Raw genomic sequence first — 17,484 nt, forward strand, 5'->3', positions numbered from 1 at the left:
CGCGTATAGGGGGGTGTAGTGGCCGCTGACCTGCGAAGTAGTGGCCCTAGAGGGGGTGAAAGGCGCATCTCTCGGAGCCGCTCCCGCGCCGGATCAGGGTTCGCACGCGACCCCGTCGCCGTCACGGTCCAGGTGCGGCCCGTACCCGGGATCGCCAGCAAACACGGGGGCTGCGCCGGCGGCCCGGGCCTCGTCGCAATTCTCGTAGTACACATCCGCGGCCGGACTGCTCTCTGGCGGATCCGACGTCGCTTCCTCGGTCGCCGTCTCGGTCTCCGTATCCGTGGCGGTGGGCACCGTAGGCACCTCGGTATCCGCGGTCGGCAGCCCGGTCGCATCTGGCGATGCAGGGGGCGACGGGTCCACGCTGCTCGTCACAGGCGGCTCTTCGGGCTTGTCCTCCGTCGCCCCGCACGCTTCCAGCGCGCCGCCCAACACGATGAACGCAATCAGTAACCCCAGCGCGATGGCCACGATGCGGCCCAACACGCCCATGCGCGCCCACTGTCGCCGCACCCGCCAGCGCGGGCCACGGCCTCTCTCGCTGCCAGCCATAGCACCTCCAGCCGACAACCCCCTGTACCGAGTGCACCACCCCGACCCGCGAGACGCATCCAGAGACGTGCCAAGCCAGTGCCATCAACCGCAAAAGTGCAGTTCAGTGCCCTCTAACCGCATACCCCATGCGATTAGAGGGGTGCTCGTTCGCTCCATCCAACCGGCGTCGTGCGCCACAAGGCCCCGCACGCCTGTATGCTCCCGCCGAGGCGGCAGCGCACGCCGGAATCCCCGCGGACCAGCACCCACGCCCCGCAGGCGGACAAGGTTCTCCGAATCGCGCACGATCACTGAAACTTCTCCTCGCTTCGGCGCGGGCGTGGGCGCGCCAGGGAGGACTCCCCGATGACCCGAAATCGTCGCCGGAAGCAAGACATCCGCGCTGCCGCAGCCGACTCCGGCGCCCGCTACACCCAAGCTCGCTGCGCCGGGAATGAGCATCGGAGCCTACCAGGGGGATATCCACATCTGCAGCGCCTGCGCCCAGCCCGCATACCGCAGTTCGCAGGGGGCAAGCCACTTCGCCGAACAAGACAGGGGCGTGTTCTGCCCGGCGTACCCGGCCGCTGTCGGGCTGCTCCGGATGGACTGGAAGCGCTCCTTCGCCCTCGACAGCGTGCGGCAGGAGTACCCGTTGCCGTTCTCGCCGACCGGCTCCGCGTGCGACGGGGGCCATTGGCGGGGCCGGTTCCGAGACTTCACTGGCGAAGTCGTGGTGTGCGGGAGTTGCGGTCAGCCAGCCTGCGACGGCGAGTACGGGTGGGAGCACTTCACCGATCAGTGGGACGGCGTGTTCTGTGACTGGTTCCCCCTCGCCGGGCGCCCCGTACGCGCGGCCTGGAATCCACGCTCGCTCGCCGAGTGGAAGGCGGGATATCGATGCAGCTACCCGCACGGCAGCTAAGGCCTGACCGACTCTGGCGGGGCATCGCTGTGTCCAGCGCCTCCCCCCTTCCGGTACTGCCGAAACGGGCAGGCACACTCAGGGCATGACCATGGAGGAACGTCCGATCGGACGTCACGACTACGAGCGGATCTACGCACTCATCACCGCCTACGACCTGAAGGTCAACGGCGGAGAGGACGAACCCCTTTGGAAGCTGCTCCGCAGCTTGCACGAGGACTACCTGGCGGACAGACCCGTACCGCTGGACGACTTGATCGGAGACCGCGGTGTGGCTCGCGAGCAGCGTCACGCGAGGCTCGTCCTGGAGGCTCTCATGAGGGGGCAGACGTCGGTCAGTATCAGGGACGGCGACCCGCCGTCGACGGTATGCGCTACGCCTGGCTGCCCGAACCTGACGCACGCCACCTACTGCCTGAACTGCGAGTTGGAGCACGCATGAGAGGCCGGTAGATACCTGCTCATACGAACGCCGGGTCACAACACGGCTACACGCCCCACCGGCGCTCTTTACGGGACGCATGATGCCCTCTCGACACACAGCACCTCAGGGGGATCATGCGTACCCGCGCCATCACTGCTATTGCAGTCCTGCTGCTCACCCTCACTGCCTGCAACGACGGTGACAGCACCACACAGAGCAACGCCGACAAACCCAGCCAAGCGGCCAGCTATAAGGCCCCTGCGGAGGCGTCGGCGCCTCCCAAACCGCTCCGGTTCGGCTCCGGCTGGAAGTGGGCCGACACCGACGAGGACGGCAGCCCGATCAGCGGTACCACGACCGTCCTCAGCTACACCCAGCCCGCCGACGACGTCGGCCTACCGGAAGACATCGCCGACTCCAAGAACCCGGAGTGGGCCGTGCTGGAAGTGAAGGTGTGTGTGGACTCAAAGAGCAGCTCCGTGACGGTCTCTCAGGAGCCGTGGGCGCTCGGCTTCCCTGATGACACGCGCCTGGACGCCCCCATCTTCAGCGGTTCCGGCGTGCCCAAGCCCGAGTACGCAACCAACGGCGCCACCGTCAACCCTGGTGACTGCCTCCGAGGCAAGATCACATTCGACATCGAGCGTGGGAGCCGACCCGACAGCGTCGTCTACGGCAGAGCAGACCGCGACACCGTTGAGTGGGCGATTCCCAAGAACTAGCGGTCGCCTTCCATCGAGCACCTGTCATCGCTGCCGCGCAGCCAGCGAGGCCGCGCAGCAGCGGTTCGTCATACACCGATGGCGGCGAGAGCCCGGCCAGTGTCCGACAGCCCTTCCAGCACGAAGTGGGCGCCAGCTGCCCGCAGGTCGCTCGCCGAGGTCTTGCCCGTCGCGACCGCCACCACTCGAACGCCGGCCTCGCGCCCCCCTGCGACGTCCGCCGGGGTATCTCCCAGGAACACAGCGTCCTGCGAGGCCACACCCGCCCGCTTAAGGGCCGCACGCAGCAGCTCGGGCCGCCCGTCCCCGTCCTCGCCGTACGCCCCTTCGTTGAGCCGCAGGTAGGCGTCGAGACCGAACACAGCCAGCTTCACCTCGGCGGCCTGGCGGACGTTGCCGGTCACCACGGACTGCCGCACGCCCCGGTCCGCGAGAGCAGCGAGCGCCGCGGCAGCGCCCGGCAGCGCGTGGCCCCGCTCGCGCATCTCGGCCGCCCGCCGGACGTGCACGGCACCGAGCGCGTCAGCGAACCGCCCGAACAGGTCGTCGCTGTAAAGGATGTCGTGCAGCCGCGCGGTCTCCCGCAGGATCACGCGTTCCGTCGACCCGGTCACAGAGGCCTGCTCGCGCAGCGCCACGCCGGTTACCTGCTCGAACGCCTCGGCCCACAGCTCGCCGCCGAGTCCTCGAGTCGCCATCAACGTGTGGTCGATGTCCCACAACACCAGTTCAGGCACCAGTGCCTCCCCTCTTCACGAACTCCCGGTCCCCACGCAGCGGGCACCCTACGCTCGGAACAAGCAGCGAGGAGCAGGCGCATGGTTGCAGCAGACCTCCCCATCGGGGACAGGATCCGCCACTACCGCGGCGGGCGCCGGCAGGACGCGGTCGCCGGCCTGGTCGGTATCTCGCCCGACTACCTGTCGCAGATCGAGCGGGGCCTCAAGGTGCCGTCGCTGCCCATCCTGTACGCCCTCGCGCAGGAGCTGGGGGTACCCACGGCCGCGCTTCTGTCGGAGCAGCCGCCGGCCGAGGAGGAGTCGACGGACACTGCCGAGGCCGCGGTCGGTTGCGCACTCCTCGGCTACGGCCCGGCGCTCAGCGCCCCGCCCATCTCGGCAGCCGAGCTGAGGAACCGAGTGGAGGCCGCGTGGCAGAGCTGGCAGACCGCAGGCGACCGCTTCACCAGGGCCGCCGAGACGCTCCCCGCCCTCGTCGCTGACACCGAGCACGCCGTGCGCGCCGCCCGGGCGGGAGCGGACCAGGCAGAGCGCCGCGCCGTACTGCGCGCGGCCTCAGACCTGTACTGCCTGCTCCGCTCGTACCTGCGCCGCACCGGACGGGTCGACCTGGCCACCCTCGCCGCCGACCGGGCGATGCGCGCCGCCGAGGACGCCGACGACCCGCTGCGCATTGCCGCCGCCCAGTGGAACCTCGGGCATGTGCTGCTCGCTGCGGGCCAGCCCGGCGAGGCCGAGGAGTTGGCGTTACGGGCCGCCGAGCAGGTGACCGCCGCCCGGGTAGCGGAGGCGGATCGAAAGGCGATGGGCGGTGCTCTGCAGCTTGTCGCGGTGGTGGCCGCCGCCCGTCGGCGCCGGTGGTGGGAGGCGCGGGAGCGGCTGAGGGAAAACGCTGCCCCGGCTGCCCGCGAGGTCTCGGACGCCAGCAACGTGGGCCGGACGGTCTTCGGGCCCACGAACGTGGCGCTGCACGCCGTCTCCATCGAGATGGAGGCGGGCGAGACGGGCGAGGCTCTCCACACAGCGGACGCCATCGACACGAGCGGGCTGCCGTCGCTGGAGCGAGAGTTCACGTTCGGGCTGGAGGTCGCGGCGTGTCAGCGCCGGGATGACGCTGCTGTGCTCCTCGCGCTCCTCGGCCTGGAGGCGATCGCCCCTGAGGATCTCGCCCGGACGCCGCTCGCCCGGCAGTTGGTCCTGACGGTGATCCGCCGGGCCCGGGCCATGCACGCCCGGCAGGCCGAGCAGCTCGCGGTGCGGATCGGTCTGGTGTAAGCCCGCCGAGCCTCTGGTTCACCCGAACTGTCAGCTCGGATCGACCCGTTTATGCCTGCCTACGGTCGTTGGTGTGAGTCGGATCACCGCAACCGTGGAGGCCCTCGTGCTAGGGGAGACGCGCACCAGCAGCAGCGCAGAGACTTCCGCGCTTGCCCTGCTACCGCTCCCCAAGGTCGCCAGTCTGTCGGCGTTACAGGCCCGCGGCGCGGCCTGCGTCTGGTGCCAGAACCGGCTCACCATCGAGACCGCCGTCGACCTCGGCGAGCGCCCCGGGCCCCACGGGGTGACCCTCTTCCCCCGCGGCTGCCCTGACTGCGTACGCGCTGCAGCGCTCCGCACATACGGCGTGCACTCCGGCGCCTGCGAGCAGTGCGTGGACAACCCCATCCTGTGCGACACCCGTCGCGCTCTGCGCCGTCTCGCGCTGGAGGTGCACGGATGATCCTCGCCGAGACGCCCGAGCAGGCCGCCCTATGGGATCACTGCCTGACGCGCCCGACGTGCCGGGCCACAGACGCGCAGGGCGCGAACCTCAACCTCCCTTGCGACACCGCCGCTCGCCTCACCGCGGAGTACCGGCAGGCACGCCGCAGCACCTGACCGGCCCAAGCCCCCGCTCGCCCTGTACCCCATGAGCACTGGGGCGGGCGGGTCTAGAGCCTCCAACCGGAGGCACCAGTCCCACACGAGGAGTAGGCACGTGACCATCGCGTTGGAACGTCCCGTGGGCACGACCGACCCGATCACCCTGGTTGACCCTGAGGTGACCGACCGGCTCGCCCGCCGCATCACCGCCGACCACCCGGAGATCACCGAGGCGACCGCTCGTCGCATCGTCGGCCAGGCCGCCGCGTTCATCGCCGCTTCCGGCAACCAGCCCGGCCAGTCCCTCGCCCCGAGCAAGCTGGTCGACTACGGCTGGCATGCGTTCATCCTGCACACCGTCGACTACACCCGCTTCTGCGAGGAGGTCGTAGGCCGCTTCGTCCACCACGTACCGACCGACGAGAACGACGAGACGCCCGGCGGCCCCCAGGCCACCCGCGAGCGCACCCTCGCCGCCATCACGGCCGTTGGCTACGCCGTTGACGAGGAGCTGTGGCCGGACATGGCCGACTGCCATCAGTGCCACGCCGGATGCACCGACAGCCCCAACACGTAGCCCCACACCCATGCAAGACTCCAGCCGTCCGGTGCCTCCACCGGGCGGCTGGCCCGACGAGCGGAGCTTGAGTGACGGACACGGCGATCGCCTGGGACACGTACTCGCGGCAGCGGCCCGAACGCCGACCCGTGAACGCCCGCGGCGAAACCACCTGGTTCAACTGGACGCAGTACCCCGACCATGGGCCGGGAGCTGAGCTTCTGCGCCTGCCGCCCGGGGGGCGCGCACTGGACCTCGGGTGCGGCAAGGGCGGCAACGCTGCGCACTTGGCCGCGATCGGCATGCGCGCCGTCGGTATCGACGTCTCGCCCGCACAGCTGCACGCAGCCGCTGAGCGCTGGGGGTACCTGCCCGGCCTGGACCTCCGCCAGGTCGATGCTGTCAGCTACCTGCGGGAATCGGCGCAGACCTTCGACGCGGTGTACTCGGTGTACGGCGCCGTCTGGTTCACCGACCCGGCCCGGTTGCTGCCAGTTGTACGTGAGCGGCTGCGTCCAGGCGGTCGGCTGGTGTTCTCGCAGCGGCCTCCTGTGGAGGGCTGCTACGGCTGCCAGGCCTCGTACATCCCGCGCGGCGACGATGAGGACCCGCTCGTCGTGAAGCGGTGGGACTACGAGCCCGACGCGTGGGAGCAGCTGCTGGCGGAGCATGGCTACATGGACGTGCGCGCGATGGTCTTGCCAGCACCGTCGGGGCCTCGAACGGTGGGGACCCTGATCGTCCAGGCCCGCGCCTGAGCAACGTGCCATTGCTGATCCGGTGGCGCCCCTGCCCGAGGGCCGTCTGGACGTGGTCACCGCGCGTGCTCACAGCCCTCTGGAGTTGTGAGAGAACCGCCGTGAGAGGAACGCGGAATGCGCCCTGACCTGCGGATAAGAGATTCTCCGCGGACCCATGGGTCGATTCTGCTCTGATACACCCCGGTCCGCCCGATATGCGAGGTGCGTGGGCTGCGCCTACCGTGTCCAGCATGGGTGACGCGGTGGAACTGGAGGTGGACGGCCGGACCGTACGGCTGTCCAGCCCGGACAAGATCTTCTTCCCGGAGCGCGGCTTCACCAAGCTGGACCTCGCCCGCTACTACATCGCCGTCGGCCCCGGCATCCTGCGCGCCCTGCGCGACCGGCCCACCACCCTGGAACGCTACCCGGAGGGCGTGACCGGTGAGAACTTCTTCCAGAAGCGGGCGCCCAAGAACATGCCCGACTGGATCCCGACCGCGCACATCACCTTCCCCAGCGGCCGCAGCGCCGACGAGATGTGCCCCACCGAGGCCGGAGCCGTGGTGTGGGCCGCCCAGTTCGGCACCCTCACCTTCCACCCCTGGCCGGTGCGCCGCGACGACGTCGACCACCCGGACGAACTCCGCATCGACCTCGACCCGCAGCCCGGCACGGACTACGACGACGCCGCCCGCGCCGCCCACGAACTGCGGGCGGTGCTCGACGAGTTCGGCGGACTGCGCGGCTTTCCCAAGACCTCGGGCGGCCGGGGACTGCATGTCTTCGTGCCCATCGAGCCGCGCTGGACCTTCACCCAGGTCCGCCGCGCCGCCATCGCCGTCGGCCGCGAGATGGAACGGCGGATGCCCGAGCAGGTGACCATCAAGTGGTGGAAGGAGGAGCGGGGCGAGCGCATCTTCCTGGACTACAACCAGACGGCACGCGACCGCACGATCGCCTCCGCCTACTCCGTACGCCCCCGCCCGCACGCTCCCGTCTCCGCCCCCCTGCGCTGGGAGGAGGTCGGGGTCGCGCACCCCCAGGACTTCGACCTCGCGACCATGCCCGCGCGCTTCGCCGAACTCGGCGACGTGCACGCGGACATGGACGACAAGCGCTACTCCCTGGAAGCCCTGCTCGACCTCGCCCGCCGTGACGAACACGACCACGGACTGGGCGACCTGCCGTACCCGCCCGAGTATCCGAAGATGCCGGGGGAGCCCAGACGGGTACAGCCGAGCAGGGCCCGTAAGGAGAAGGAACCTCCTACAGCTCCTTGATCCGGATGTCGCGGTACGAGACCACGTCCGTGGTGCCGTGCACCTGAAGCCCGAGGTAGCCGGAGGCGAAGCGCCGCCCGTCCGTGCCCGGGTCGTCCGAGCGAGGCGGGGTGAACTCCTGGCCCCCGGTGTTGTCGAACTCGTTGATCAGCACGCCGTTGCGGAACACCGAGTAGTGCTGGCCCTCCACCCGGATCTCGTAGTCGTTCCAGGTGCCCTTCTGGGTGACACCGGCACCGGCGAGACCGACGCGGTCGAACCCGTAGACCGAGCCCGTCTTGTACATGTCGCCGTCGGGCCGGTCGAGCACCTGCACCTCGTGCCCGTACTTGATGGCGACCCACTCGGGGCGGGACTCCTCCGGGTGGTCGTGGACCCACGGGAAGCGCACGAACACACCGGAGTTGGCGTTGCCGGTGCCCGGCGCGTCGTCACGCCACTGGAGCTTCAGCGAGAAGTCGCCGTACGTGCGCTGGGGGAACCACAGCATGCCCATGCCGGGCGTGGTGGTGCTGGAGGTGATCGTCCCGTCGGGGTTCAGCCCGAACGAACCGCCGCCCACCTGCTGCCACTTGGCCAGGGACTCCGCCGTGCCGTCGAAGAGCGCCCGGTAGCCCTCGGTCTGTCCCGGCTTGCCGATGCCCGACTGCCGGGCGGCCTTGCGGATCGCCTTGGACTCCCGTTCGTCGACCACCCCTTCCTTCAGCAGCGCGTCCAGGACGGAGGTCACGTGCTTGAGGAACAGCGCCTGCGACGTCCACTCCTTCTCGTCCTCGATCAGCTCGCCGATCCGGCACCGGTTGTCCGTGACGCGGTTGCGCACGCCCGAGTCGACCGTGCCGACGATCACCGTCAGCCGCTCGTCGTACTCGGGGCAGTCCGGCGCGGGGACCTGCCCCGAGACGACCGTGAAGGTCACCGTGCGGGCCGCCGCGGTGTTGCCGGCCTTGTCCGTCGCCCGGTAGGCCACGGTGTGCGCACCCGCCCGGTCGACCACCACCGGCGCCGAGTACGCCAGGTAGGGCCCGCCGTCGAGCGAGTACTCGATCTTGTCGACGCCCGAGCCGTGCGCGTCGGTCGCCGTGACGGTCACCCGGGCGCTGTTGACGTACGCGCCGCTCGCGTTCTTCGTGCCCTCCACGGTCACGCCGGTCACCGGCGGGGTGGTGTCCGCGGGTGGCGCCGCGACGACCGTGAACCGCACGCTCTTCTCCGCCGCCACGTTGCCCGCCTTGTCGGTGGCCCGGTAGCGGACGGTGTGTTCACCCACCTGGTGGACCATCACGGGCCCGGTGTACAGCTGCCAGGCTCCCGGCCCGACCGCGTACTCGACGGTGTTGACCCCGGACCCCGTGTCGGAGGCCGAGACGGTGACCGTCGCCATGTCGATGTACGCCCCGCCGGCGTCGCGCTCACCGCTCACCGTCGCCGAGGTCTCCGGCGCGGTGGTGTCGTCGGACTGGGGCGCCACGACCGTGAACCGCGCGCTCTTCTCGGCGGAGACGTTCCCCGCCTTGTCGAACGCCCGGTAGCGGACCGTGTGGCTGCCGACCCGATCGACGACGACCGGCGCGGTGTACGGCTGCCAGGCACCCGCGTCACCGATCGCGTACTCGATCCGCTCGACGCCGGAGCCGCCCTCGTCGGTGGCGTGCAGCGCCACGCTCGCCGAGCCGACGTACTCGCCCTGCGTGTTCTGCGTACCGCTGACGTGCGCCGACGTCTCGGGCGCCGTGGTGTCCCCGCCCGTCCCCTCGGTCACCGTCAGGATGCCCTGCATCTGGCCGTGGCCGGGGATCGTGCAGTGGTAGAAGTACCGGCCGGGTGTGAGCGTCACCTGGGCGGTGTGCCTGCCGCCCTGGGCGTCGTTGGGGTTGGCCAGGATGTTGAGCTGCACGTCGCTGTTGAACTCGGGGTCGCTGGTCACGAACGTCAGGGTGTGCGGCATGCCCGTGGTGTTGCCGGTGGCCGCGCTGTTCTCGAAGACGATCGTGGCGGCACCGGCGACCGCCGTCTTCGGCGCCGAGAGGTACTTGTCGATGTCGTTGCCGGCCGTCCAGGTCAGCACCTGGTCGGCGGCCGCCTTCGTCTCTGGCTGCCCGGCGGCGGGCAGTGCCTGCACGCCGAGCATCAGCAGCAGGGCGGCCAGCAGGGCGGCCCAGACTCTTCGTTGCCGGATCACTCGGTCCCCCTCGCCAGCTGGCCGACGGCCGGGGTGGGCCCGCCGCCCTTGTAGGTGACCCGCCACAGCGCCGACTTGGAGTCGGAGGTGAAGAAGCCGCGCCCGTAGTCGAGGACGTACAGCGCGCCGTCCGGACCGAACTTCCAGTCCATCAGGTTCCTGATGCCGTCGTTGCCGACCGGCACGATCTTCTTCAGCGACTCCGCGTGCACGGGCAGACCGCCGTCTCCTTGCGTCTTCGGGTCCATGAGCACCGCGTTGCGCGGCTGGTCGGCGTCGTAGAAGTCACCGACGAACCACTTGCCGTCCCAGTACGCGGGCCACTTCACGGCACTGTCGGCCGCGACCCCGTCGTACCGGTAGACCGGCCCGTTCATCGCGGCCTGCCCGCCGCCCTTCAGCCAGGGCAGCCGGTAGGTGGCCTCCGCGGGCTTGTACGACGGGACGCCGTTCGCGTCGCGCGGGTAGTCCGGGCCGCCGCCCGAGGGCGCGTACCAGATGTTGTTGCCGGTCACCGGCGGCAGGTTGACCAGCCCGTCGTTGTTCGGCGACTCGTTCTTCGGGTGGTCGCAGTCGTACCAGCCCAGCGGCTTGGACGGATCCGGCAGATTGCGGTCCCGGTACGGCTGCTTGTTGCCCATGCAGTACGGCCAGCCCCGGTTGCCCGCCTTGGTGATGGCGGCGAACGTGTCGTACTTGGCCGGGCCCCAGGTCGTCGAGGGCGCGCTCGCGTCCGGTCCGACCCAGCCTGCGTAGAGCACGTCGGTCGACTTGTCGACGGAGATGCGCGCCGGGTTGCGGACGCCCATCACATAGATCTCACCGCGCGTCTTGCCGCCGCCCTCGTCGGGCTCCTTCCCGGTGAAGAGATTGCCCGCGGGGAGCGTGTACGTCCCGTCCGGCTCCGGGTGGATGCGCAGGATCTTGCCGTTGAGGTTGTTGGTGTTGCCCGCGGTGCGGCGCGCGTCCGCGAAGGACACGCCCTTGTAGTTCGGCTCCGGGTTGTTACCCGAGTAACCGGAGCTGAAGCCGCTGGAGTTGTTGTCACCGGTGGCGATGTACAGGTTGCCCTTGGAGTCCCAGGCCATCCCGCCGCCCGCGTGGCAGCAACTGTGGATCTGCACCGGCCACTTCAGCAGCACCTTCTCGCTGGACAGGTCCAGCTTGTTCGTGGCCCGGTCGAGCGTGAACCGGGAGACCCGCCGCTCCGCCATCCGCGTCTCGCGGTTGATCCGCTCGTGCGGCGTGTAGTGCAGGTACACCCAGCCGTTCTGCGCGAACCCGGGGTCCAGCTCGATGCCGAGCAGCCCCTCCTCGACCTTGACCAGCTCGTCGCCGCCGCCCTTGTTGCCGAAGACGGTGAGTGCCCCGGCCAGGGTGACCTGCTTGGTCTTCGGGTCGTAGACGTGGATCTCGCCCTTGCCCTTGCCGATGTCCGGGTTGTTCCAGTCGGTGATCACCGGCTGCGAGGAGTCGGCGCCGCCCCGGCCGATGTAGAACACCCGGCCGTCGGGCGCGGTGACCATGCCGTGCGGCTCGCCGATCTGGTCGTTCCGGCCTGGCTGGTTGGGCTTGGTCAGCCGCTCCGCCACGTAGTTGGCGTTGATGGTCGCCTTGCAGTCGGCCTGCTCCAGCCGGGTCGTCCACATCAGCGCGCCGCGCAGATGCTCGCGGAAGTCGGTCTCGTCGTACGACGACACCGTCCCGCCCATGCCCGTGTAGAAGGAGCGTCCGCCGTCGTAGTCACGGCACCAACTCACCGGATGGTCCCAGCCGTTGGAGCCTGTTCCCGGCTGGTACGTGGACTCGCGGACCCGGGCCACCGTGTGCACGTCCCCGGAGGGGTTCTTCACCCAGTTCAGCCACCGGTCCGGACGCTTCCACTGCATCGGCAGGCCCTTGGTGGCGGGGTGGCCGCGGTCACCCACCTCCACCGTCGCCCGCTGGACGGCCGTGGGGCTCGACGCGGCCGGACGGGCACCCACCAGTCCGGTGAACCAGTCCGAGTACGGCTCCGCGCGCGCCGCGTCATGAATGCCGACGAACCCGCCGCCGGCCTCCATGTAGGCCTCCAGGCCCGCCTCCTGCTCCGCGTCGAGGACATCGCCCCCGCCGGTCAGGAACACGACCGCGTTGAAGCGGCCGAGCCGCGTCTCGTCGGTGAACACCGAGGCGTCGGCGGTGGCCTGCACCTTGAAACGGCGGTTCGCCGGGCCCGTCAGGCCGATGTCCTCGATGGCCTCGATCCCGGCGTCCACCACCGGCGACTCCTCCCCGGCCGCCGCGGAACCGTGGAAGATCAGCACCCGTACGTTCGCGCCGCCCGGCGGCGACTTGATCGACATCGTTGTCAGCGGGGGTTCCGGGAAAGGGCGCGCGGTCGCGGCGGGGCCCGACAGCAGCCCGGCGGTCACCACCCCGGCGGCGACGGACGCCGCCCAGACGCGTCTTGACTTGCTCAACCCTCGTAAGTGCATGGGCACCTCCTCGGTCACAGCAACACCGCCAAGGAAGCTAAACCCCTTTGCATGTCTCGCCAATACCTATGACCGGGATGGCACCAACTTTGTCTTGAGTGTGGATAAACGAGAGCGCGGCCGGTACCGTCGCACAGGTTCATCACAGGTACGCCTCCGTAAATGCCTTACCAGGGTGGGGAGTTCCGCATGGACAGACGCAGCTTCAACCGGCGGGTCCTGCTGGGCGGCGCGGCCGTCGCGACATCGTTGTCCGTGGCGCCGGAGGCCGTGAGCGCCGCCGGACCGGTGAAGACGGCCCCCGCCGGAGGCGAGGTCAAGCGCATCAAGCTCTACGCCGAGAAGCTCCCCGACGGGCAGATGGGCTACGGCCTGGAGAAGGGAAAGGCGAGCGTCCCGGGCCCGCTGATCGAGCTCAACGAGGGCGACACCCTGCACGTCGAGTTCGAGAACACCATGGATGTGGAGGTCAGCCTGCACGTCCACGGTCTCGACTACGAGATCACCAGCGACGGCACGAAACTGAACCGCAGTCATGTGGAGCCGGGCGGTACCCGCACCTACACCTGGCGCACCCACGCCCCGGGGCGCCGCAAGGACGGCACCTGGCGCTCGGGCAGCGCGGGCTACTGGCACTACCACGACCACGTCGTCGGCACCGAACACGGCACCGTGGGGCTCCAGAAGGGCCTCTTCGGCGCGGTCATCGTCCGCCGCAAGGGCGACGTCCTGCCCGACCGCACGCACACCGTCGTCTTCAACGACATGCGCATCAACAACCGACCGCCGCACTCGGGGCCCAACTTCGAGGCGACGGTGGGCGACCGCGTCGAGTTCGTGGTGATCACGCACGGCGAGTTCTACCACACGTTCCACATGCACGGTCACCGCTGGGCGGACAACCGCACCGGCATCCTTACCGGCCCCGAGGACCCCAGCCAGGTCATCGACAACAAGATCACCGGCCCGGCCGACTCCTTCGGCTTCCAGGTGATCGCGGGGGAGGGGGTCGGCGCCGGCGCCTGGATGTACCACTGCCACGTGCAGAGCCACTCCGACATGGGGATGGTGGGACTGTTCCTCGTGAAGAAGCCGGACGGGACCATCCCGGGACACGACCCGCACGAGCACGGCGACGAGCCGGCGGGCGGCGGCCACGAGCACGGGGAGGCGTCGGCGGGCGGAGGCCACGAGCACTGACGGCGCCGACGGACGGCGGCCAGGAGCATTGAGGGGCGCTGCCCGGAGGGGGTGAGCATTGAGGGGCGCTGCCCAGAGGGGGGCGAGAGCGCTCTCACCGCGCTGCGTGCCGGGGCTATCCTGAGCGGCAGCCGCAGGTGAGGAGCCCCGAAGTGACCGACACAGCGCCACGCCCCACGCTGGAGGCCGTGGCCGCCCGGGCCGGGGTCTCGCGGGCCACCGTCTCCCGCGTGGTCAACGGCGGGGACGGCGTGCGCGACGTCCTCGTGGAGCGGGTCCGCAAGGCCGTGGAGGAACTGGGGTACGTGCCCAACCAGGCCGCCCGCTCCCTGGTGACCCGACGGCACGACGCCATCGCGGTCGTCGTCGCCGAACCGGAGACCAGGGTCTTCGCCGACCCGTTCTTCGCGCTCCAGCTGCGCGGCATCAGTAAGGAGCTCACCGCCCACGACAATCAGCTCGTGCTGCTGCTCACGGAGGGCCGGGACGACCACGCTCGGGTCGGGCGGTACCTCGCCGGCGGGCACGTCGACGGCGCCCTCGTCTTCTCCCTGCACCTCGACGACCCGCTGCCGGAGCTGACGCAGCGGGCAGGCATCCCCACGGTCTTCGGGGGCCGTCCCGGCTGGAGCGGCGACCGGCGTGACGTCGTCTACGTCGACAGCGACAACCGCGGCGGCGCCCGTGACGCCGTACGGCACCTGGCAGGGCTCGGCCGCACCCGGATCGCGCACATCACCGGCCCCCTCGACCAGACCTCCGCCGTGGACCGCCTCGACGGCTACCGGGACGTCATGGTGGACGCCGACCCACGGCTGATCGCCGAGTCCGACTTCACCCCGGCCGGCGGCGAGCAGGCGATGCGCGAGCTCCTCGGCCGGTGCCCGGACGTGGACGCGGTGTTCGCCGCCAACGACCTCATGGCCTCCGGAGCGCTGCGCGTCCTGCGCGCATCGGGCCGCCGCGTCCCCGACGACGTGGCCGTGATCGGCTTCGACGACATGCGGCCCGTCGCCGAACAGACCGACCCGCCGCTGACGACGGTGCGTCAGGACATCGAGGAGATGGGCCGCCTGATGGCCCGCCTGCTGCTGCGCGGCCTCGACCGCGACGCCCCGCGGGAGGGCGTCGGGGCACCTCAGTCCAGCGTGGTGCTGCCGACGACGCTGGTGCGACGCGGATCGGCCTGAGGTGCCTGCGCTCCGCCGTGCCGTGGCGCCGTCGTCGGGCTCCTGAGGGGCGCGGGGATCTGCGCGACAAGCCCCCCGCCGCGGCACTCGCACGACGGCTGAGGACACCCGAGTTCTCAGGCGCCCCGCTCTGCCCCCGGACATTCGCGCGAGGCCCGCTCCCCGGCCGGCCCGGGGGCCGCCGGGGCGATCCGGACGGCACGCCGGGTCGGCTCAGCCCTGCTGCGGCTCGCTGTGGATCACCGCGAAACGGGCACCGTAGGGGTCGGCGAGTTTGGCGAGGCGGCCGACGGACGGCACATCGGTGGCCGGGAGGCGGACCGTGCCGCCCAGCTCCGCGGCCCTGGCGACCGTCGCGTCCGTGTCGGCGACCTCGAAGTACGGCAGCCAGTAGGCCTCGTCCTCCACCGGGTCGTCCGCCAGGGGCACGACCCCGCCGAACATGGCGCCCTCGCTCTGCCCGGCGGGGTTGAACGTGGTGTACGCACCGCCGGCGAAGTCCGCGCCGAAGGTCTCCAGGCCCAGCACGGAGTGGTAGAAGGCCGCCGCGGCCGGGACGTCCGCCGTGTACAGCTCGACCCAGCACAGCGAGCCGTGCTCCTGGACGACCTCCAGCCCCTTGTTGCGGCCCGGCTGCCACAGGCCGAAGGTCACCCCGGCCCGGTCGGCGAGGATCGCCATCCGGCCCAGGTCCTGGACGTCCATGGGCTGCACCCTCACCGCGCCGCGCGCCTGCTCGGCCGCCCGCGACGTGGCGTCCGCGTCCGGCGACTGGAAGTACACCGTCCAGGAGGGCGGGCCCTGCTCCGGCGTGGCCTGCATGCCTCCGGCGGCCGTCCGGCCGCCGAGCCGGAACAGGCCGTACCCCCCGACCTCCGGGCCGCCCGGCTGGAACCGCCAGCCGAACAGTGCTCCGTAGAAGGCGGCGGCGCCGTCGATGTCGGGGGCGCCGACATCGATCCAGTTCGGAGCACCGGTGACATAACGGGTGGTGAGCATCGTCGCCCTCCTCGCGCAGGGGCCCGTCGTCTGCACTGCCGAGTCTGGCACCGCCCGGTGACGAACGCCGCCGGAGCGCCGCCGGGACGTGAGGGGGGAGGTTTCCGCGCGCCGCCGTGCGCCGTCCCGTCCGGCGGGCGATCATCGAGCGGCCGGAGGGCCGTGAACGCGCTGTTGATCGCGCGTTGATCGAACGTTTTTCGCTGCCCGCGACGCTCTCGGTCATGCACATCCACACCATCACCTCGCCCGAACTCGAATGGCAGCAAGAGGCGTTGTGCGCGCAGACGGGGGCGGACTTCTTCTTCCCCGAGCCCGGCAGTTCGGTGCGGGAGGCGAAGCGGATCTGCGGTATGTGCCCGATCCGCGCGGCCTGCCTGGAGTACGCGCTGGACCACGACGAGCGCTTCGGCGTCTGGGGCGGCCTTTCGGAGAAGGAGCGGCTGGAACTGCGACGCGTGCGGTAGCCACCACGGGCGTGGGGCCCCGCCACGGGAGCGGGGGCCGGGTTCGCCCTGTCCGCTGCCGGAACGCACAGGGCCCCGGCCGCTCGTCGCGGCCGGGGCCCTGTCTCCGGGGGTGCCGGTCGGCGTCAGGCGCCGGCCCGGGCCGCCATGCGGGCCTTGCGGGCGGCCAGCTTCTCGTCGAACTTCGACGCCTCGGCGTCCAGACCGCCCATGAACAGGCCCAGCTCCTCCTGCGCCTTGCGGCCCTCGGGACCCAGGCCGTCGATCTCCATGATCTTCAGGAACCGCAGCACGGGCTGGAGCACGTCGTCGTGGTGGATGCGCATGTTGTAGATCTCACCGATCGCCATCTGCGCGGCGGCCCGCTCGAAGCCGGGCATACCGTGGCCGGGCATCCGGAAGTTCACGATGACGTCGCGCACCGCCATCATGGTCAGGTCGGGCGCCAGCTCGAAGGCCGCCTTCAGCAGGTTCCGGTAGAAGACCATGTGCAGGTTCTCGTCGGTGGCGATGCGCGCCAGCATGCGGTCGCAGACCGGGTCCCCGGACTGGTGTCCGGTGTTGCGGTGCGAGACGCGGGTCGCGAGCTCCTGGAAGGCCACGTAGGCGACCGAGTGCAGCATCGAGTGCCGGTTGTCCGACTCGAAGCCCTCGCTCATGTGGGACATCCGGAACTCCTCCAGCTTGTCCGGGTCCACCGCGCGCGAGGTGAGCAGGTAGTCGCGCATCACGATGCCGTGCCGGCCCTCCTCCGCGGTCCAGCGGTGCACCCAGGTGCCCCAGGCGCCGTCGCGGCCGAACAGCGAGGCGATCTCGTGGTGGTAGCTGGGAAGATTGTCCTCGGTCAGAAGGTTGACGACGAGCGCGATGCGGCCGATCTCGGTGACCTTGGACTGCTCCTTCTCCCAGGCCTGGCCGTCCTCGAAGAGGCCGGGGAAGTTGCGACCGTCGGTCCACGGCACGTACTCGTGCGGCATCCAGTCCTTGGCGACCTTCAGATGCCGGTTGAGTTCCTTCTCGACCACTTCCTCCAGGGCGTACAGCAGCTGAGCGTCGGTCCAGGCGCCGGCCGGGCTGCCGAGGTGGGGAGTGGTGATCGTCATGGACTCTCCAGGGGACAAGCGTTCGAGCGGTGAGCGGTCAACCTACGGCATCGTAGGCTACGTCTGCGTAGGT

The 17,484-nt window shown here is 70.4% G+C and carries 17 protein-coding genes; 11 read left to right on the plus strand and 6 right to left on the minus strand.

Annotation, left to right across the window (positions count from 1 at the left end; translation table 11 throughout):
* Positions 1-93: 93 nt before the first annotated feature.
* Positions 94-495, minus strand: a complete 402-nt coding sequence (locus ACFZDI_RS06165; protein ID WP_391248115.1) for an excalibur calcium-binding domain-containing protein — start codon at positions 493-495, stop codon at positions 94-96.
* A gap of 1,052 nt (positions 496-1,547) precedes the next feature.
* Here ACFZDI_RS06165 and ACFZDI_RS06170 point away from each other — a divergent pair.
* Both ACFZDI_RS06170 and ACFZDI_RS06175 read left to right on the plus strand, forming a co-directional pair.
* Positions 1,548-1,904 (plus strand): hypothetical protein, encoded by a 357-nt coding sequence (locus ACFZDI_RS06170; protein ID WP_234848686.1) that lies wholly within the window; start codon positions 1,548-1,550, stop codon positions 1,902-1,904.
* 116 nt (positions 1,905-2,020) lie between these two features.
* Positions 2,021-2,608 carry a DUF1942 domain-containing protein gene (locus tag ACFZDI_RS06175; RefSeq protein ID WP_391248117.1) on the plus strand — a complete coding sequence of 196 codons (588 nt, stop codon included), beginning with the start codon at positions 2,021-2,023 and terminating at the stop codon, positions 2,606-2,608.
* A gap of 68 nt (positions 2,609-2,676) precedes the next feature.
* Here the strand turns inward: ACFZDI_RS06175 and ACFZDI_RS06180 are convergent, their stop codons facing one another.
* Positions 2,677-3,345 (minus strand): HAD family hydrolase, encoded by a 669-nt coding sequence (locus ACFZDI_RS06180; protein ID WP_234848684.1) that lies wholly within the window; start codon positions 3,343-3,345, stop codon positions 2,677-2,679.
* Positions 3,346-3,426: 81 nt separating this feature from the next.
* Between ACFZDI_RS06180 and ACFZDI_RS06185 the strand changes: the two genes are divergently transcribed.
* From ACFZDI_RS06185 to ligD, 6 genes are all read left to right on the plus strand, one after another.
* Entirely contained in the window at positions 3,427-4,623 is a 1,197-nt protein-coding gene (locus ACFZDI_RS06185) for a helix-turn-helix domain-containing protein (protein WP_391248120.1), read from the plus strand.
* 73 nt (positions 4,624-4,696) lie between these two features.
* Entirely contained in the window at positions 4,697-5,068 is a 372-nt protein-coding gene (locus ACFZDI_RS06190) for a hypothetical protein (RefSeq protein WP_234848682.1), read from the plus strand.
* A complete protein-coding gene (locus ACFZDI_RS06195; protein WP_391248122.1) occupies positions 5,065-5,226 on the plus strand; it encodes a hypothetical protein in 162 nt (53 codons plus the stop codon). The genes ACFZDI_RS06190 and ACFZDI_RS06195 overlap by 4 nt, the downstream gene beginning before the upstream one ends.
* A 100-nt stretch (positions 5,227-5,326) precedes the next feature.
* Positions 5,327-5,788: a glycine-rich domain-containing protein gene (locus tag ACFZDI_RS06200; RefSeq protein ID WP_391248124.1), complete on the plus strand. Its 462-nt coding sequence runs from the start codon at positions 5,327-5,329 to the stop codon at positions 5,786-5,788.
* Between the two features lie 71 nt (positions 5,789-5,859).
* Positions 5,860-6,528, plus strand: a complete 669-nt coding sequence (locus tag ACFZDI_RS06205) for a methyltransferase domain-containing protein (protein WP_391248126.1) — start codon at positions 5,860-5,862, stop codon at positions 6,526-6,528.
* A gap of 233 nt (positions 6,529-6,761) precedes the next feature.
* Positions 6,762-7,793, plus strand: coding sequence for a non-homologous end-joining DNA ligase (ligD, locus tag ACFZDI_RS06210; RefSeq protein WP_234848679.1), 1,032 nt, complete (start codon positions 6,762-6,764; stop codon positions 7,791-7,793).
* Here ligD and ACFZDI_RS06215 read toward each other — a convergent pair.
* Complete coding sequence (locus ACFZDI_RS06215; RefSeq protein WP_391249464.1) at positions 7,780-9,924, minus strand: OmpL47-type beta-barrel domain-containing protein; 2,145 nt, start codon at positions 9,922-9,924, stop codon at positions 7,780-7,782. The two genes, ligD and ACFZDI_RS06215, sit on opposite strands and share 14 nt — an antisense overlap.
* Positions 9,925-9,971: 47 nt before the next feature.
* Positions 9,972-12,452 (minus strand): ThuA domain-containing protein, encoded by a 2,481-nt coding sequence (locus tag ACFZDI_RS06220; protein ID WP_391248128.1) that lies wholly within the window; start codon positions 12,450-12,452, stop codon positions 9,972-9,974.
* A gap of 189 nt (positions 12,453-12,641) precedes the next feature.
* Here ACFZDI_RS06220 and ACFZDI_RS06225 point away from each other — a divergent pair, with 189 nt between their 5' ends.
* Together ACFZDI_RS06225 and ACFZDI_RS06230 are read left to right on the plus strand one after the other, a co-directional pair.
* Positions 12,642-13,652, plus strand: coding sequence for a multicopper oxidase domain-containing protein (locus ACFZDI_RS06225; RefSeq protein ID WP_234848677.1), 1,011 nt, complete (start codon positions 12,642-12,644; stop codon positions 13,650-13,652).
* Positions 13,653-13,804: 152 nt separating this feature from the next.
* Complete coding sequence (locus tag ACFZDI_RS06230; RefSeq protein WP_234848676.1) at positions 13,805-14,842, plus strand: LacI family DNA-binding transcriptional regulator; 1,038 nt, start codon at positions 13,805-13,807, stop codon at positions 14,840-14,842.
* A gap of 213 nt (positions 14,843-15,055) precedes the next feature.
* Here ACFZDI_RS06230 and ACFZDI_RS06235 read toward each other — a convergent pair whose 3' ends face one another.
* Complete coding sequence (locus tag ACFZDI_RS06235) at positions 15,056-15,841, minus strand: VOC family protein (RefSeq protein WP_391248131.1); 786 nt, start codon at positions 15,839-15,841, stop codon at positions 15,056-15,058.
* Between the two features lie 224 nt (positions 15,842-16,065).
* On the opposite strand from ACFZDI_RS06235, the gene ACFZDI_RS06240 reads away from it, so the two are divergent.
* On the plus strand, positions 16,066-16,308 hold the full coding sequence (locus ACFZDI_RS06240) for a WhiB family transcriptional regulator (RefSeq protein WP_234848698.1): 243 nt from the start codon (positions 16,066-16,068) through the stop codon (positions 16,306-16,308).
* Between the two features lie 125 nt (positions 16,309-16,433).
* Here ACFZDI_RS06240 and ACFZDI_RS06245 read toward each other — a convergent pair whose 3' ends face one another.
* Positions 16,434-17,411 carry an acyl-ACP desaturase gene (locus tag ACFZDI_RS06245; RefSeq protein WP_234848674.1) on the minus strand — a complete coding sequence of 326 codons (978 nt, stop codon included), beginning with the start codon at positions 17,409-17,411 and terminating at the stop codon, positions 16,434-16,436.
* Between the last annotated feature and the right edge of the window lie 73 nt (positions 17,412-17,484).

It is taken from the genome of Streptomyces sp. NPDC007907, assembly GCF_042959365.1.
GTDB classification, from domain to species: domain Bacteria; phylum Actinomycetota; class Actinomycetes; order Streptomycetales; family Streptomycetaceae; genus Streptomyces; species Streptomyces indiaensis.

What these genes read in the sequence shown, in the direction of transcription:
- ACFZDI_RS06165 (WP_391248115.1), bottom strand. Translation starts at nt 495, where the DNA reads ATGGGCGTGTTGGGCCGCATCGTGGCCATCGCGCTGGGGTTACTGATT.
- ACFZDI_RS06170 (WP_234848686.1), top strand. Translation starts at nt 1,548, where the DNA reads ATGACCATGGAGGAACGTCCGATCGGACGTCACGACTACGAGCGGATC.
- ACFZDI_RS06175 (WP_391248117.1), top strand. Translation starts at nt 2,021, where the DNA reads ATGCGTACCCGCGCCATCACTGCTATTGCAGTCCTGCTGCTCACCCTC.
- ACFZDI_RS06185 (WP_391248120.1), top strand. Translation starts at nt 3,427, where the DNA reads ATGGTTGCAGCAGACCTCCCCATCGGGGACAGGATCCGCCACTACCGC.
- ACFZDI_RS06195 (WP_391248122.1), top strand. Translation starts at nt 5,065, where the DNA reads ATGATCCTCGCCGAGACGCCCGAGCAGGCCGCCCTATGGGATCACTGC.
- ligD (WP_234848679.1), top strand. Translation starts at nt 6,762, where the DNA reads ATGGGTGACGCGGTGGAACTGGAGGTGGACGGCCGGACCGTACGGCTG.
- ACFZDI_RS06215 (WP_391249464.1), bottom strand. Translation starts at nt 9,924, where the DNA reads ATGCTCGGCGTGCAGGCACTGCCCGCCGCCGGGCAGCCAGAGACGAAG.
- ACFZDI_RS06220 (WP_391248128.1), bottom strand. Translation starts at nt 12,452, where the DNA reads ATGCACTTACGAGGGTTGAGCAAGTCAAGACGCGTCTGGGCGGCGTCC.
- ACFZDI_RS06225 (WP_234848677.1), top strand. Translation starts at nt 12,642, where the DNA reads ATGGACAGACGCAGCTTCAACCGGCGGGTCCTGCTGGGCGGCGCGGCC.
- ACFZDI_RS06235 (WP_391248131.1), bottom strand. Translation starts at nt 15,841, where the DNA reads ATGCTCACCACCCGTTATGTCACCGGTGCTCCGAACTGGATCGATGTC.
- ACFZDI_RS06240 (WP_234848698.1), top strand. Translation starts at nt 16,066, where the DNA reads ATGCACATCCACACCATCACCTCGCCCGAACTCGAATGGCAGCAAGAG.
- ACFZDI_RS06245 (WP_234848674.1), bottom strand. Translation starts at nt 17,411, where the DNA reads ATGACGATCACCACTCCCCACCTCGGCAGCCCGGCCGGCGCCTGGACC.